Source organism: Allorhizobium sp. Av2, assembly GCF_021462805.2.
Lineage (GTDB): Bacteria > Pseudomonadota > Alphaproteobacteria > Rhizobiales > Rhizobiaceae > Allorhizobium > Allorhizobium vitis_G.
Window position 1 is genome coordinate 2,483,145 of record NZ_CP192696.1, and the last position, 15,080, is coordinate 2,498,224.

The 15,080-nt window shown below is 56.2% G+C and carries 13 protein-coding genes; 4 read left to right on the plus strand and 9 right to left on the minus strand.

Going from position 1 to position 15,080, the window contains the following annotated elements; all coding sequences use genetic code 11:
* Positions 1-183 precede the first annotated feature (183 nt).
* The 3 genes from FS819_RS11855 to FS819_RS11865 all read left to right on the plus strand — a co-directional run bounded on the left by FS819_RS11855 (position 184) and on the right by FS819_RS11865 (position 3,031).
* Entirely contained in the window at positions 184-765 is a 582-nt protein-coding gene (locus FS819_RS11855) for an NAD(P)H-dependent oxidoreductase (RefSeq protein WP_156546947.1), read from the plus strand.
* Positions 766-915: 150 nt separating this feature from the next.
* Positions 916-1,305 (plus strand): hypothetical protein, encoded by a 390-nt coding sequence (locus FS819_RS11860; RefSeq protein WP_156546948.1) that lies wholly within the window; start codon positions 916-918, stop codon positions 1,303-1,305.
* Positions 1,306-1,423: 118 nt separating this feature from the next.
* A complete protein-coding gene (locus FS819_RS11865) occupies positions 1,424-3,031 on the plus strand; it encodes a methyl-accepting chemotaxis protein (RefSeq protein ID WP_156546950.1) in 1,608 nt (535 codons plus the stop codon).
* A 160-nt stretch (positions 3,032-3,191) separates the two neighbouring features.
* Here the strand turns inward: FS819_RS11865 and FS819_RS11870 are convergent, their stop codons facing one another.
* The 6 genes from FS819_RS11870 to FS819_RS11895 all read right to left on the minus strand — a co-directional run bounded on the left by FS819_RS11870 (position 3,192) and on the right by FS819_RS11895 (position 8,273).
* The gene (locus FS819_RS11870; protein WP_234624517.1) at positions 3,192-3,683 is read right to left on the minus strand and encodes a histidine kinase; all 492 of its coding nucleotides are present in this window, start codon (positions 3,681-3,683) and stop codon (positions 3,192-3,194) included.
* Positions 3,684-4,075: 392 nt separating this feature from the next.
* On the minus strand, positions 4,076-4,477 hold the full coding sequence (locus FS819_RS11875; RefSeq protein WP_015916973.1) for a DUF1236 domain-containing protein: 402 nt from the start codon (positions 4,475-4,477) through the stop codon (positions 4,076-4,078).
* A 247-nt stretch (positions 4,478-4,724) separates the two neighbouring features.
* Positions 4,725-5,114: a RidA family protein gene (locus FS819_RS11880; protein ID WP_156546952.1), complete on the minus strand. Its 390-nt coding sequence runs from the start codon at positions 5,112-5,114 to the stop codon at positions 4,725-4,727.
* Positions 5,111-6,538 carry an aldehyde dehydrogenase family protein gene (locus FS819_RS11885; RefSeq protein ID WP_156546954.1) on the minus strand — a complete coding sequence of 476 codons (1,428 nt, stop codon included), beginning with the start codon at positions 6,536-6,538 and terminating at the stop codon, positions 5,111-5,113. The genes FS819_RS11880 and FS819_RS11885 overlap by 4 nt, the downstream gene beginning before the upstream one ends.
* Before the next feature lie 210 nt (positions 6,539-6,748).
* On the minus strand, positions 6,749-7,450 hold the full coding sequence (gene ung / locus FS819_RS11890; RefSeq protein WP_156546957.1) for a uracil-DNA glycosylase: 702 nt from the start codon (positions 7,448-7,450) through the stop codon (positions 6,749-6,751).
* Positions 7,451-7,475: 25 nt separating this feature from the next.
* Entirely contained in the window at positions 7,476-8,273 is a 798-nt protein-coding gene (locus FS819_RS11895; protein ID WP_156546959.1) for an HpcH/HpaI aldolase family protein, read from the minus strand.
* Between the two features lie 144 nt (positions 8,274-8,417).
* On the opposite strand from FS819_RS11895, the gene FS819_RS11900 reads away from it, so the two are divergent.
* The gene (locus FS819_RS11900; protein ID WP_156546961.1) at positions 8,418-9,371 is read left to right on the plus strand and encodes a sugar-binding transcriptional regulator; all 954 of its coding nucleotides are present in this window, start codon (positions 8,418-8,420) and stop codon (positions 9,369-9,371) included.
* Here FS819_RS11900 and FS819_RS11905 read toward each other — a convergent pair.
* From FS819_RS11905 to FS819_RS11915, 3 genes are all read right to left on the minus strand, one after another.
* Positions 9,331-11,256: a glycosyltransferase family 2 protein gene (locus FS819_RS11905; RefSeq protein ID WP_156546963.1), complete on the minus strand. Its 1,926-nt coding sequence runs from the start codon at positions 11,254-11,256 to the stop codon at positions 9,331-9,333. The two genes, FS819_RS11900 and FS819_RS11905, sit on opposite strands and share 41 nt — an antisense overlap.
* A 68-nt stretch (positions 11,257-11,324) precedes the next feature.
* The gene (locus FS819_RS11910) at positions 11,325-12,569 is read right to left on the minus strand and encodes a DUF1501 domain-containing protein (protein ID WP_156546965.1); all 1,245 of its coding nucleotides are present in this window, start codon (positions 12,567-12,569) and stop codon (positions 11,325-11,327) included.
* A 30-nt stretch (positions 12,570-12,599) separates the two neighbouring features.
* Positions 12,600-14,612 carry a DUF1800 domain-containing protein gene (locus FS819_RS11915; RefSeq protein ID WP_234889300.1) on the minus strand — a complete coding sequence of 671 codons (2,013 nt, stop codon included), beginning with the start codon at positions 14,610-14,612 and terminating at the stop codon, positions 12,600-12,602.
* Between the last annotated feature and the right edge of the window lie 468 nt (positions 14,613-15,080).

Sequence of the window (15,080 nt, forward strand, 5' to 3'; positions counted from 1 at the left end):
GCTTGACGGCATGAGGCCGTCTTCACAGTCCGAAGGTACTCCTGGCGGGGCTTGTCCCTGATCATGCAATGAACATGACCTTTCCTCCAGCCAGCAGGTGGAAGAAGGCATCGGGACAAACGACGCGGATGTTTTTGACAGAACCCTCCGGGGAACCGGCGGGTGCAAACCAGGGACTTTTGCATGCGCGTGCTCGTTCTTCACTCTCATCCCTTGGCTGAAAGCTTCAACCGGGCGCTCTACTACAAGACCTGCCAAAGCCTGGAGAAAGCCGGCCATGAGGTCGATGGCTGCAATTTGTATGATGAGGATTTCGACCCGGTTCTTTCGGCTGAAGAGCGGCGGATCTATCATGATTATCCAGACAATATCGAGCCGGTGAAATCCTATGTCGAGCGGTTGAAGGCGGCTGAAGGGCTTGTTATCGTCACTCCCGTGTGGAATTTCAGCTTTCCCGCCATGCTGAGCGGCTATTTCGACCGTGTCTGGCTGCCGGGGGTCACGTTCGAACTGATCGATGGAAAACTGACGCCAACGCTGCGCCATATCCGCAAACTGGCGGCGGTGATGACCTATGGCGCAACCCCGTTACGAGCATTTCTTGCGGGCAACCCGCCAAAGAAATCCGTCACCCGTGTGATCCGCGCTCAGATCAAGCTCGGCGCGCCGGTAAAATTTCTTGCCCATTACGATATGAACAATTGCACGCAACAAAGCCGCGCCGCCTTTCTGGATAAGGTGGGGGGCGTGATGGAGCGGTTTTGATAGCAGTCTCAGCCTGCCGCATCGTGCGTTTCATCAAGTGCAGAGATGATGCCGCAGATGATGCGAGCAATGTTAAAAGATAATAAATTAGATTGAATTAACAATAAACTGAGTTTGAAATATCTGAAAACCGATTAGCGATTAAAGCACATGAGCAATATTATAATATCGGCACGGCGGCTCGAAGATGCAGATGCATCTTCGGCTTCTAAGAATCCGGTTATTGCGAAAGTAAAATCTTTTCTACCCACAGCACTATTTTTCTTCTTTGCTGTCATGGCCATGATGTCCGCCATTCTGTGGCCGCGCGGTTCATACCTGCTTGTAGTCGCTCCACCTTTTTCGTCGCCAGCGGCAACCATGGCAATCATTGCATCGGCGGACGGCGCCTTTGTTCAACAAGGCACCATGAGTTGGGTTGCCATCGCCTATTCACAACACCCTGACTTTGCCACCCGGTTAAGATCGGCTGGCGCCTTGGTTGTTCTGGGCAGCCCGTTGCAGAACACCTGCCTCACCATAGCCAGCACAGGCAGATAAAAAGAGCGCCACACGAAAAACGTGAAATTTTCTGGAATTTTCGCTGCATACAACTTTCTTTAAGTAAACCATAGCACATTCGTCAAATCCGCCACTACAACACGGGGACCAAACCAGAATGAACGCTTTGCTGGATTTACGGCGGAAGATTGCGCCGGGCATCATAACTATGGTCTGGATCAATGCAGCCCTTGTCGCCATAGCCGCAATCCTTCATGAACAATCACAGGCGCTGCTTGACATCGGTATATCTTTGGCCATGGCCCTCCTGTGCCTGTTCTTCTGGCGGCAGGACAAAACCGGCAGTCAAACCATGATGGCGACCGCAATCGCCAATGCAGTACTCGTTGCCATGCTGGTTTACGAATTTCGCGGGTCCTCGCTGCAAATCGACATGCACATGTATTTCTTTGCGGTGCTTGCGATTTCCGCGATGTGGATTTATCTGCCCGCCATTATCGCCTTTTCGCTGGTGGTCGCCATCCACCATACCGCCTTTTATTTTGTTGTTCCCTTCGCCGTTTTTCCCGGTTCATCCGATTTTTCCCGCGTCATTCTGCATGCCGCCATTCTGATTTTCGAGACCGCCGCCCTCGCTATTTTGATCCACATTCTGACGTCGTCTACACGCAAGGCGGAAGACCTGACGCTGAAGGCCCAGGAAGCGCAGGCCGCAAGCGAAGCGCTTCGCATGGATAATCTTAAAATGCAGACACAAGCCGCTGAAGAACGCATCCTCACCTTTGAAACGGCTGAAAAAGACGCGAATGCCAAGCTGAAACAGGCAACCCTTGGCCTGGAGCAGGCCCTCACCCGTTTGGCAAAGGGGGAGCTGAATTTTCGGCTCGATGAACCTTTCGATCAACAGTTCGAAGGACTGCGTCATCATTTGAACGACACGATCCAGCAATTCGGCCATGTTTTGTCCAGCGTTGTCGATACCGTTGTGATTATTGACGACAACAGCCGGGAAATCGCCTCCGGTGCCAATGATCTCTCCCGCCGAACCGAAAGTCAGGCGGCGACGCTGGAGGAAACGGCAGCCTCTCTCGACGTCCTCACCTCCAATATCCAGCAATCGACGGACAACACGCTCAAAGCCCATGCCATGGCAAATAAGGCGACTGAAAATGCCGTTCAATCCAGCACCGTCGTGACCGAAGCCGAAGATGCAATGCGCCGTATCGAAGAAAGCTCCGGCAAAATCTCCAGCATCATTTCCGTCATCGATGAAATCGCATTTCAGACCAATCTTTTAGCGCTCAATGCCGGTGTTGAAGCAGCGCGTGCCGGAGAAGCAGGCAAGGGTTTTGCCGTTGTGGCCCAAGAAGTGCGCGAACTGGCCCAGCGCAGCGCGCAGGCCGCCCGCGAGATCAAGCAACTGATCGCGGCATCCTCCTCCGAGGTCGATAACGGCGTGCGTCTGGTGCGCAATACCGGCAGCACACTCCAGTCGATCAGCAGCAATATTCAGGAAATAGGCATTCTCATCGGCTCCATTGCTGCATCGGCCAAAGATCAATCGTCGGGTCTCAAAGACATCAACAGCGCCGTAAGCCAGATGGATCAGACCACACAGCAAAATGCCGCCATGGTGGAGCAAACGACCGCCGCGTCATCGGCCATGGCGTCGCAAGCCCAGCAGTTGAAACGAATGGTCGAGCACTTCAGCCTGCCGCGGCAGACACGGAAAACACAAGCCGCGCATCTACGCCTCAGTGCATGATTGCCTAACCGGCTCAAATTTAAAGAGGGAATTATCGAGCCGATATAAAGAGTTACAGCGCCGTGCGCCTTGTATTGCGCACGGCGCTGTAGTGTCTGTCTTGTTTTGTTTGCGCATCGGATTTATTCGAAAAACGATTGTTAACTTTTGGTTCGATCCTCTAATGAGCAGCCTTCAGCGAGGAGATGATCTCCTGCAATTCGGCGCCATGCTTTTCCTGTTTGCCCTTCGTTCCCCAATAGGTGATGACCAGCAGCTTGCCGGGACGGGGTGAGAGCAGCGACAGGCCGACATTGACGGCGCCGTCTTCATCGACGCCGGTCCAGTCGAAATTGGTCATGTCCATGCCGTTGATGACTTCGTCCAACTGCTTCTGGGTCGAGCCGTCGATCTTGACGCCGTTCTCCTGCAAGAAAGCGATAGCGTCATCAATCACCTTGTCGGTCGTCTTGGCATTGGCGACGTCGATGGCAATGTAGATGGCGGCATCCTCGGAGGTCGCATCAATGCCGGTTTCGGTTTCCTTCGGTTCCCAACTGGCCGGAATAGTGATGCGTGCCACCGGATTATCGCTTGGAAACAGCAGCGTATCGGCAAAAGACAAGCTTGGCAGAAGGAAGGTCAGCACGGCAACGGCGATTATTCTCTTCACAGATGGTCCCCCTAGAGCATTTCCAGCAAAAGTGCGCAGCGGTTTTGCGTCCGGAAATGCGTTAAAACAAAAACCGAGTGCACGAAAGCATGAACGAAGTGAATGCGTCAGGGCACTAGGATCGATAAGATGTCGATTGTCGAAAATAGAGATTTCCATCCGTCTGTCGCTGGGAATTGCTAAACTGATCTCTACTATTTCAGGGTATGTTTTACACCATAGCGGCCTGCCGCGTAATTTAACCTACAGAGCATTTCCAAGAAAAGGGGAAACCGGTTTTCCGTTCGGAAATGCGTAAAGGCAAAGAGCGAGAGCACCCTGCTCCGATCAAAAAAAAGCCCCACGAGCACGAGGCTGGTGGGGCAAGATGACTGGAGAGAAAAAAAAAGTCGTTACTGAATGATATCAATGACCGTATAGGACTGCGGATCGACGATAACACGCTCATTATTGACGATTGCATAGGCGTAAGTCGGATCTTCCGGGATCGGGGTGATCACAATCTGGCGCGGTAAATGCTGACCGACGACGATTTGCTGATCGGTCACGTAAGGCTGCGCTGGCATTGGCTGCTGGCGAACATAAGTAACAACGCGCGGCGGCGGCGGATCGATGGCTGTGCCAGCAACTGCGCCGACAACGCCGCCAACGGCTGCACCAACTGGACCACCAACAACAGCACCGGTAACCGCACCACCTGCTGCGCCGGTCACAGTGGCGTTCTGCGCCATAGCCGAGGTTGCAATCGAGCCAGCAAGGGCGGCAGCGACAATAAGAGCAATTTTGGTTTTCATCCGAATATTCCTTCTTTCCGATTATCTGACGGGATAACGGAGAAGGAAACTATTTGTTCCGAATATTTTAAATAACATCCGTTGAACACGTCATTCATCTATCGTTCATATTGCATAAATGTTTCAATATGAGATTAGACGCTAGAAACGCTTAATTTTTGGAATGTAAAGAAATGTTCAGGTCTTTTATCTTCGACCTATAAACATGAAAATATTCCGGCTTGATAAAATAAAGCCGGAAAAAACCTCAGAATGATTTGGCTGCCGTCACTTCTACTTCGACCAGAAATTCCGGTCGGGTAAATCCGGTGACGATAAGAAGCGTTGAAACCGGTTTTGGTTCCAACGTATAACGATCACGCACCTGCATATAGGATGCAAAATCCTCTCGGCGGGTGACAAACCCGGCGATGCGGATCACATCCGCATAACTCATGCCCGCCTCGGCCAGGATGGCGCCGATCGCCTCGAAGCACAAAACCGCCTGGCTTTCGAGATCATTGGGAATACTGTCATCGACACCGATCCCGAGCTGGCCGGATGTCACCAGCAGGCTGGCACCCGCAGGCACCAGCAGGCCGTGATTGTAATTGCCGAAGGGTCTGCGCACCGAGGGCGGGTTGAAGGTCTTCTTCATGCGTCCCAGCCGACGATGCCCTTGATCTCGAGGAAATCGTGAATGGCCCAATCGGCATATTCGCGCCCATTGCCGGATTGTTTATAGCCGCCGAATGGCGCGAACGTGTCCCAATCCGGGTAGTTGAGATAGACCGACCCGGCCCGCATTTTCTTTGCCACGTCGCGGGCATGCTCAATATCGGTCGATTGCACATAGGCCGCCAGCCCATAGACCGTGTCATTGGCGATCTCGACCGCCTCGCCCTCGTCTTTGTAGGGCAGAATCGACAGCACCGGGCCGAAGATTTCTTCGCGGGCGATGGTCATGTCGTTGGAGACGTTGCCGAAGATGGTCGGGCGAATGTAATAGCCACGGTTCAGCCCTTCCGGACGCCCCGGCCCGCCGGTCACCAGCGTCGCTCCGTCCTTGATACCCGCTTCGATCAGCCCCTGGATCTTGTCATACTGGATCTGACTGACAACAGGGCCAAGCTTGGTGTCTTCGCTGCGCGGATCGCCGGTCACGAAACTTTCGGCCTCTGACTTCGCATAGGTCAGCGCCTCGTCATGGCGGTCAGCGGGTACCAGCATTCTTGTCGGCGCATCGCAGGACTGGCCGGAATTGCCGAAACATCCCTGCACGCCCTTGCGCACCGCCGTTTCGAAATCGGCATCGGGCAGAATGATATTGGCGGATTTGCCACCCAGTTCCTGGGCGACGCGCTTCACCGTTTCCGCTGCCGTCTTGGCAACGATAATCCCAGCCCGGGTTGAGCCGGTGAAGGACACCATGTCGACATCGGGATGACCAGCCATCACTTGGCCGACATCCGGGCCATTGCCGCTGACCATATTGTAGACGCCCTTCGGCGTTCCGGCGGCTTCCATGACCTCGGAGAAAATAATGCCGCTGATCGGGGCGATCTCGGAGGGTTTCAGCACCACGGTGCAGCCAGCAGCGATGGCGGGCGCGACCTTGCAGACGATCTGGTTCAGCGGCCAGTTCCAAGGCGTGATCAGCGCGCAAACGCCGATCGGCTCCTTGACCACCATGGTGCCACCGCGCTGCTCGGAAAACTTGAACGTCTCCAGCCCGGCAATCGTCGCTTCCATATGGGCGCGTCCGGCCCAGGCCTGGCTTTCCAGCGCAAAGCTGAGCGGCGCGCCCATTTCCTGGCTGACAGCCTTGGCAATATCCTCAAACCGGTTGTTGTATTCGGCAAGCATGCGTTTCAGCAGCGCCAACCGCTCTTCCACCGACCACAGCGAAAAACTGGTGAAAGCCCGCTTGGCTGCCGCCACCGCCTTATCGACATCGGCCTTGGAGCCGACAGAAATCGACGTATAGGCCTCTTCCGTTGATGGATCGATCACCTCAAGCGTGGCGGGGTGAACCGGATCAACCCATTCGCCATCGATGAAGAATTTCAGATGATTGCTCATAGTGCCTCCGGTGTGTGTTTACAGTCTGTTCAAGAATTGCTGTTGACGTGGCGAAAATGGTGATTTCGAGAACCGGAGCGGAGCGTACTTAACGTACGTGAGCACTGGAAGCGCAGAAATTGCCTTTTGCAGCCCGTCAGCGGCGATTCTTGGATAGACTGTTCGGCAAGACTATCGATAAAGATGGCAGAGCTGCAAGCCGATTTACGCCTACCCCTGTCCAGGATCGGCTGGAAGCTGCCAGTCGATGGGCGCCTCTGCATGCGCCTCCAGATAGGCATTGGCCTTTGAAAACGGTTTTGAGCCGAAAAAGCCGTTATGGGCGGAGAGCGGTGATGGATGCACGGATTTCAGCACCAGATGCCGGGCCGGATCGACGAAAGCCGCCTTTTTCTGCGCATAGGCACCCCAGAGAATGAAAACCACATGCTCGCGGCTTTCGGCCACGGCATGGATGACCCGGTCGGTGAACTTTTCCCAGCCCTTGCCTTGATGCGATCCCGCCCTGCCCTCTTCCACCGTCAACACGCTGTTGAGCAGCAGCACGCCCTGGCGTGCCCAATGTTCGAGAAAGCCATGCCGCACCGGGGCAATGCCGAGATCGGCCTGCAATTCCTTGTAGATATTGACCAGCGACGGCGGAATGCGCACCCCGGGCCGCACGGAAAAGCAAAGGCCATGCGCCTGCCCCGCGCCGTGATAGGGGTCCTGGCCCAGGATCACCACCCGCACCTTGTCGATGGGGGTCAGATCCAGCGCCCGGAAATACTCTGGCCCTTTGGGAAAAATCGGCTTGCCCTGCTGCTTTTCCTCGACCAGAAACTGCTTGAGGCTGTGCATATAGGGTTGCTCGAATTCCTCGCCGACCACGGCCTTCCAGCTGTCTTCCAGGCGAAGCGTCGATTGCGCCATCAGTCTCTCCTCACTGTCAGGACTGTCAATAACCGCCAGTCGCCTCTGGTCCTGCCTCGCCTTTGACGCTGCGCAAATGGTTGGCGGCAGCGGCAACCAGCAGGCCGACATCGCTTTGGGTGGCGATGAAGCGCGCCCCGTTGCTTCGGGCAAGATCGATCATCACAGGATCGGTTGACATGATTCCGGCGGGCTTGCTCAGCGCCTTGGCCCGGCGCAGAATATCCTCCACCGCTGCGTAAACCTCCGGCACATCGGCTCGGCCCGGAAAACCGAGATCGGCGGCGAGATCCGCAGGCCCGATCAGAAAAGCATCGACGCCATCAGTCGCAAGGATCGCCTCCAGATTGGCCATCGCCAATCGGCTTTCGATCTGCACGATCAGGCAGATCTGGTCATTGGCACTTGCCACATAATCGCCGATCCGGCCAAAGTCGGAGGCCCGGCCAAGCCCGGCCCCCATGCCGCGAATGCCCAAGGGCGGGTAGCGGCAGGCTTTTGCAGCAGCCAAGGCCTGCTCCGGCGTATCGACCATCGGGATCAGCAGCGTCTGCGCGCCGATATCCAGCGCCTGCTTGATCAACCAGGCTTCGCCCACGGCTAAACGCACCACCTGATGGGCGGATTGACGGGCGGAGGCGGCAAGCTGGGCGGCAAGCAGCGGAATGTCATTTGGCCCATGCTCGCCATCGATCAGCACCCAGTCATACCCGGCACCGGCACAAAGCTCGGCCCCATGCGCAGAGGCCAGCGCCACCCACAGGCCGTAGAGAACAGCCTCCTGCCGCAGGGCTTGCTTGAAACCATTGACGGGTGCGGGCATCGGCCAATCTCCATTGCTGTTATCAGACTTTCATAGCCCTCATTGCAGATGCGGTTCAAGACCGATCCTGCCGGTATCGGACTGAAACAATTGACAGCCCATCCCCTTTGCCTCTACCTCATCCACCAAGGGAAGAGGTTTTTAATGGCACGCAAAGCAGGTTCCAACGCCAGGCTGGACGACGCCGCCCGCGCCGGCTGGCTCTATTATGTGGCCGGTCGCACGCAGGACGAAATCGCCGCGGCGATGAATATTTCCCGCCAGAGCGCCCAGCGGCTGGTGTCGCTGGCGGTTGCCGAAAAACTGGTCAAGGTCCGCCTCGACCACCCGATTGCCGTCTGCCTGGAACTGGCCGATGCGGTGAAACAGGCCTATGGCCTGAAGCAGGTCGAGGTCGTGCCGACCGATCCCGGCTCGGACGCCACCGCGACAGGCATTGCCGAGGCGGGTGCTGCCGAACTGGAGCGCTGGCTGAAACGACCGGACCCGCTGACCATCGCCATGGGTACAGGCCGGACGTTACGTGCTATGATCGACCAATTGCCGCAGATGGACTGTCCGCAGCACAAGATCGTCTCGCTGACCGGCAATATCAGTCCGGATGGATCGGCGGCCTATTTCAACGTGATCTTTTCCATGGCCGATGCGGTGAAAGCCCGGCATTTTCCGATGCCACTACCGGTCATCGTTTCCAGCGCAGAGGAACGCGACCTTTTGCACCGTCAGCCGCTGGTCGCCCCGACCATCGCGCTTGGCAGCCAATCCGATGTGACATTCGTCGGCATCGGTGAGATGACGCTGAGCGCGCCCTTGCTTCAGGACGGGTTCCTGAAGGAAGCCGAAATGCGCAATCTTCTGGCCGCTGGTGCCACCGGTGAAATCTGCGGCTGGATTTTCGACGCCAAGGGCAAGCTGTTGGACGACCCGGTCAATAGCCGTGTCGCCAGTATGGCGATCCCGTCACGCCAAACCTCTGTCGTCATCGGCATGGCGCGCGGCAAACGCAAACACGCCGCCATCCGCGCCGCCGCCCGCGGTGGCCATGTCAACGCGCTGATCATCGATGAAGATGCGGCACGCTATCTGCTCGAACTGTGACCTCTGGAGACGGTGAAACGGCGTTTCGATAGCGCGCCGATACCAGCAGCAAGGACGCAAGGGCGATCTGCCCGACGACCGGCAGGCAGGCATAGTGCAGGACGCTGATTGCCCCGCCCGGCATGCCACCCATGACCAGCCAGACCAAGCCCGTATTGCTCACGACCCAAAGGGCCAAAAGCCGTAACCGCATCCGGGGCCAGCCAGCCGGAATGGCAGTCCTGCTGTCATTGACCAAGCCCTTGGTGCCCCAACTGACATCGTGGAAATTGGCAAGCGCATAACTCAGCAGATAGAAGCTGGCGACGGGAGCGGACGGAATATAGATCACGAACACTCTCAACAGATCCGACATCCCGTGGGACGAATGGCGCCAGACCGCCGTTCCAAGGATAAGGGCAACCGTCAGGATCACGCCTTGAATGACAGGACCGACCTCAACAAGGCAGATCACAAACCCCAGAACCGTGCATGTCAGAAGAATGCCCAGGCCAAGGCCATGCAAGCAGCCATGCAGCCTACGGCTGAAAGATTCCCCCTCCTCCCTCGCCTTCATGCTGACCAGACAATAAAGCCAGAACAGCAACACACCCGCTGCCATTCCCCATGCCAAACCATTGCCCGCAACGCCATTTCTGGCCTCGCCTTGCCAAAGCCCTGACGTCAGGGAGACAAGCAGGGCGAGTGACGCCGGGATGAACCATTGTTCCAGCAATTGCAGCAGGGTCCAGGCCAGCGCCAGCGCCATCGAACACCAGCGCGCAGGCGTCAGGCGACCATGCCACAGCAGAGCGGCAAGGCTGCCGACGGCTGTCAGGCGCGCCACAAGCGTACTGTTTGTCCAGCGGCGGCGCTGGCGCAGCAATTCGCCAACCGTCGCGCAGCCATCGGTGACAAGATTGGCATCATGATGATAGCGGATGGTGCAGGCAGGATGGCTTTTGACGATTTCCGCGCCGATGATCCGATCCTCGGCGAGAAACAGATTGGCCTCCATCAGGCTCTTCGGCCTGGAGAGACCGCGAAAATAGGCCGCCATTGGATCGCCGTTTTCACCACGTCTCAAGGCCGACATTCTGAACAGGCTGGCCTGCCCCGGCACGACTTCGAGATAGCCCAAACCGTTGCCAATCGGCCAATCGGATAGTTTCTGCCAGAGAAAATCCGCCTGTTGCCAGCTTTGCAGCCAATCGGTCAAGGCCGCGTCTTGCATGACGATATTGGTGGCAAGGGCTGCACAGTCCGGCTCGCGTTGCATTTGCGCCAGCAATGCCGGCAGGCAATCGTCAGCAGGCCGGGACCCGGCATCGATCTGCAAGACAAAATCTGGCCGCAGGCGTTCCGCAAGGTCTCGAAAGAAGAAGGCATGACTATCCAGCTTGCCCCTGTTGCGGTCCTTCACCGCCAGATGCACGCAGAGAGGGTTTCCGCTGCCCCCCGTCAGCCGATCCACCGGAATATGCCGGGTCTGAACGCGAACCCGCACCTCATCCTCTCCCTGCCGACCGATAGTCCCAGCCTCAGGATCAAAGCCCCAATCGAGATCGAAGCCAAGCCGGTTGAAGAGTGCCTCGGTCTCTGGGTGAACGCGGTCGCGGCCATCCAGCACGATGGCCACTTCCAGCCGTTGTATAGGGCCGTTTCGGCTGAGCAGCACAGCCTGATTGGCGGCAAGGCAGGCCAATGTCGCCGCCACCGCCTCGGCAGGCTCGTTGAAAAGTGTGAGGCAAGCAAGAATTTCCCTACCCTCGGACGAGGCCTGATCGAAGGGTTGATCATCAAACCCAAAAGTTCTGAGAGAGCCATCCTGCAGCAAGACAGGCGCACGCAAAGCGGCAGCCTGTCCGGCTGCACCGTCAGGTGCAACTGGAGAGAACAATGTCACAGCAATATCCTTAAATTATTCGGATCAGTCTTTGGAGGCTGTCAGGGTCATACTGAGCCCGACAGCCTCTAGAACAAGGCCAAGGGCGCAAAGCCCTGCGCGGCAATCGGATTGGTTGGGAATCGCCAGAAATTGCCGATCACCGACGCATAGATACTGCGAAAATCGGTGGTGAAAACCGGATTGCCTTCCGCATCGAGCTTTTCCAGATCACTGCGGCTGCCATAAAGCCCAGGCTTGATCCCGCCCCCCATCATGATAACAGGACTGCAAGAGCCATGGTCTGTCCCGCCAGAGGCATTTTCACCCGGTCGGCGGCCAAATTCCGAATGGGCAATGACAAGCGTATCGTTCCAGACACCGATCTCCTTCAGCCCGCGACGCAGGCCCATCAGCGTGCTCTGAACCTTCGCCAGCAGACGCTCGTGTTCGCCCCGCAGATTGGAATGCTGATCGAAGCCGCCGATGCTGATCTTGAACAGTGGCGACTTCACATCCTGTTCAACCATCCAGAGCAAAAGAGCCGTCTGGGCATCAATCGGGTCCATGTAATAATCGCGCGTAAACCGTGCCTCGAACCGGTTATCACCCTTCAATCTGGCGGCAACACGCCCGATAACCTCCTGCTGGTCGGCCATAAGGCGGGTCAGATAGGCGAGCGCGGCGTGATCGTCCGTCTTGTCGGTTCCAGCCATCGCGCTCGGAGACCCGCTGCGCAATGCATCCTTGTTATCGACCGTCAGGATGCGCATCCCATCGCCCTCAAGCAGGTCCTGATTGCCTGAAAACACCACGCCATCTGCATCGAAGGGTCCTGCATCCTTCCGGTTCGCCTGCAAGACCTGGCTGACCCAACCGCCACTGGAAATGCCTTTTCTGGACCCGCCTGCCCAAATTTCCGCCGATTGAAAATGCGAAAGATTGTTATCGGGATAGCCGACATCCTGGATGATGGCGATTTCGCCATTGTGATAAAGATCCGCCATCTGTCGCCAGGCCGCATTGAAGCCCAGCTCCGTATTGAGTGGAAGGATCTCATCCCCTTTCAGGCCGATGGTTGGGCGCAAATGCCGGTAGACCGGGTCTTTGAAAGGCACCAGTGTATTCAGGGCATCGTTGCCACCGAAAAGTTCGAGTAAAATCACCCGGCGGGCAGAACCAGCAGCCCCCGGTCCGGCAGCCGCCAAAGCCTGCCTGGCCCACAAGGGCGCCCACTGGGGGCCCCACACCGGCATTGAGCCCACAGCAAGACACCGACCCATCCATGTCGCAAATTCACGGCGCGACAACCCATGCCTGTTAAACATAGCCATTCATTCCCCCGAATTATAATGGTGAAAAAATTACTTAAGGTTGTATTGCGGATCTGTCGTCATCGACCTGAGAAGATCGATCAGCGCCGCACCTCGTTCAGCAGTGCCGGTATTACCGGCAGGCTGCATCATCATGGCAATCGGTTGAGCGACAGGCTGGGCAACGGACGGAACGAGTGCTGGCTTTTCCGCCCGGGCAGACAAGACAGGCCGCCCCAGAAGCCATTGCCCGGCAAGGTTCTCACGGCTGACAGAACCCTCGCCAACACGCGCCATCATCATATCGAATGCCTGCTCAAGAGGCGGCGGGGCATCCCGAACTTCCTCTCGTTGCAACCGCGCCGTAGTATATTCAATGTGACTGTTATGATCGGCCCGCAGATCATCGATCGTCGCCTGCTGCGTATCGAAAGGCGCTATATCGAACACCAGACCGACATTGCAGTAGAACATGCCACGCGGTGCACCCGCACAAGGCGCATCCGACGGACTCCAGCGGCTGAGCTGCGGCGGATAGCGACGTCCCGCAACCTCGACCCAATTGACGAACAGGCGGCTGTCAGGATCGTTGGAAACATGAGTTATCTCGACACTGCGGATCTCCGCGGGCAGGTTTTTTGCCGGGATGATTGCGGTTTCCCACATCGGTTTCAAACCGCCATTATCGCCCTGGTTGCGCTGCTTTTGCAGGTCCAGTCCAATGGTTTGCCTGACGGTGGCAACCTCAGCCCCATTGACACGCACGGTAAAGACGGTCGGCACCATGATGAATTCCGAGCTGAAACGGACGGCGAGATCGCCTTGCTTGGGGGTGCGATCAGCAACCCGCAGCGCATCCCAAAGCCTGGAGACCACAAGCCGCCGAAGCACCAGGGTCTTCATGTTCAGCCAGGACGTCCCCTCGCGCCAACCGGCAACGGAGGGTGCCATAAACGGTGTCTGCCCAAGCTTGTCGAGATAGGTTACCAAAACCATCGCGTCCGGCGGGTTCAGACCGAAGCTGCGGCAAAATCCGACGACGAGGTCGATCGGCGATTTGACCAGATCCCCCCTGTTGGCAGGGCTCCAGAACTCCGGGCTGAGCAACAAGGCGCGCAAGAAAGGACGCAGCTCGTAATCATGATCGCGCAAGACACCCGCAAGCCGATTGGTGGCCTCAGGGTTCGGGCGGATCGAAACGAAGGCCGCATAAAATTTACCGGCAATAAACTCGGCGGTTTGCGGCTGTGCCAGGAGAATATCGGTGAGGCGGTCGATCTGATCCTGACTGCCCGCCGCAATAGGCTGGCCCAAAACGATCTTTTCCCCGGTATCAGCCTGATCGACAGCGAAGCGATAGCGCCAGCCACCTTCGAAATCCACGCCATGCCCAGCCAGGACCCGGGAAACTTCACGCACATCACGCTGGTCATAGTGTCCAATGCCAAGCGTGAACAATTCCATCAGTTCACGCGCCAGGTTTTCATTGGGATGGCTGCTGGTGTTCCAGACATTGTCCAGGCTGGTCAGCATCATCGGATCGCGCAGGACATCCCGTAGCAAGACCCGAAAATTACCGCCACCTTCCCGGCGAAACAGCGCGATTTGATCGAAGAGCGGCGCACTAACCCGGCCAGGATCAAAGCGCGATACGAAGTGACCATGCCAGAACAACGCCAGTCTTTCAGCAAAAGGCGTAGGAGTGGCAATCATATGACTGATCCACACCGCCTGCATCTGATCGCGTTCCGCCACATGCTGCAAGATCATGTCGCGGCTTTCCCAGCCACTCGCCCAGTAATCCGGCCTTGGCCGGGAAACAAACGGCGGCGGCTCTGGAAACTCCGGATGATCAAGACTGTCGAGAAAGTGATCAACCGCCTCTTCGCGCGTCAGTTCAACCAAGGCGGCAACTTCAGCAGGACTAGCACCAAAGGCAACCCGCTGCAAAAGATGACGCGCCTCGCCAACATCCATGGCGTGCGACGATACAGACAAAAAGACAAGAAAAGCCATCGGCAAAACAAGCCGATTGAAGAAATACCCCACGAAAATCATGCTCATCGCCCCCCAGCGAAAACAACACAATTCGAAAGGGTAATATAATATTATCAAGAGTCAATTTATTTATCAAAAAATAATAATAACAATCGATTGTATATTAACTATTATTGAATTTTGAAAATTATTAAAAAATATTTATTAATATGTTATATAAAAATACTATGCTAAATTAGATAACTTAAATAAATTTAATTTAATGGAATTTGACCTGTTAAGATGGCTTCACGCTCCGGCCCACGGTATTTTTTGATCGCGACTGTTTATCAACCCGCTGCTACCGACACCAACAGCCAGATGACGAAAATCAATCTCAAGTGGCTGATAAATTTAAAATATTCAAAATCCCTTTAGTTTCCGCCCCCTCAACGGCATTGATCGGTTTACTGCGCGTGGATTCGCAGCTGACTTCGGCAGTGCAGCAACGAATTGCGATTGACATTTCGTGGCATAATGTGAGTATTTGCCCAT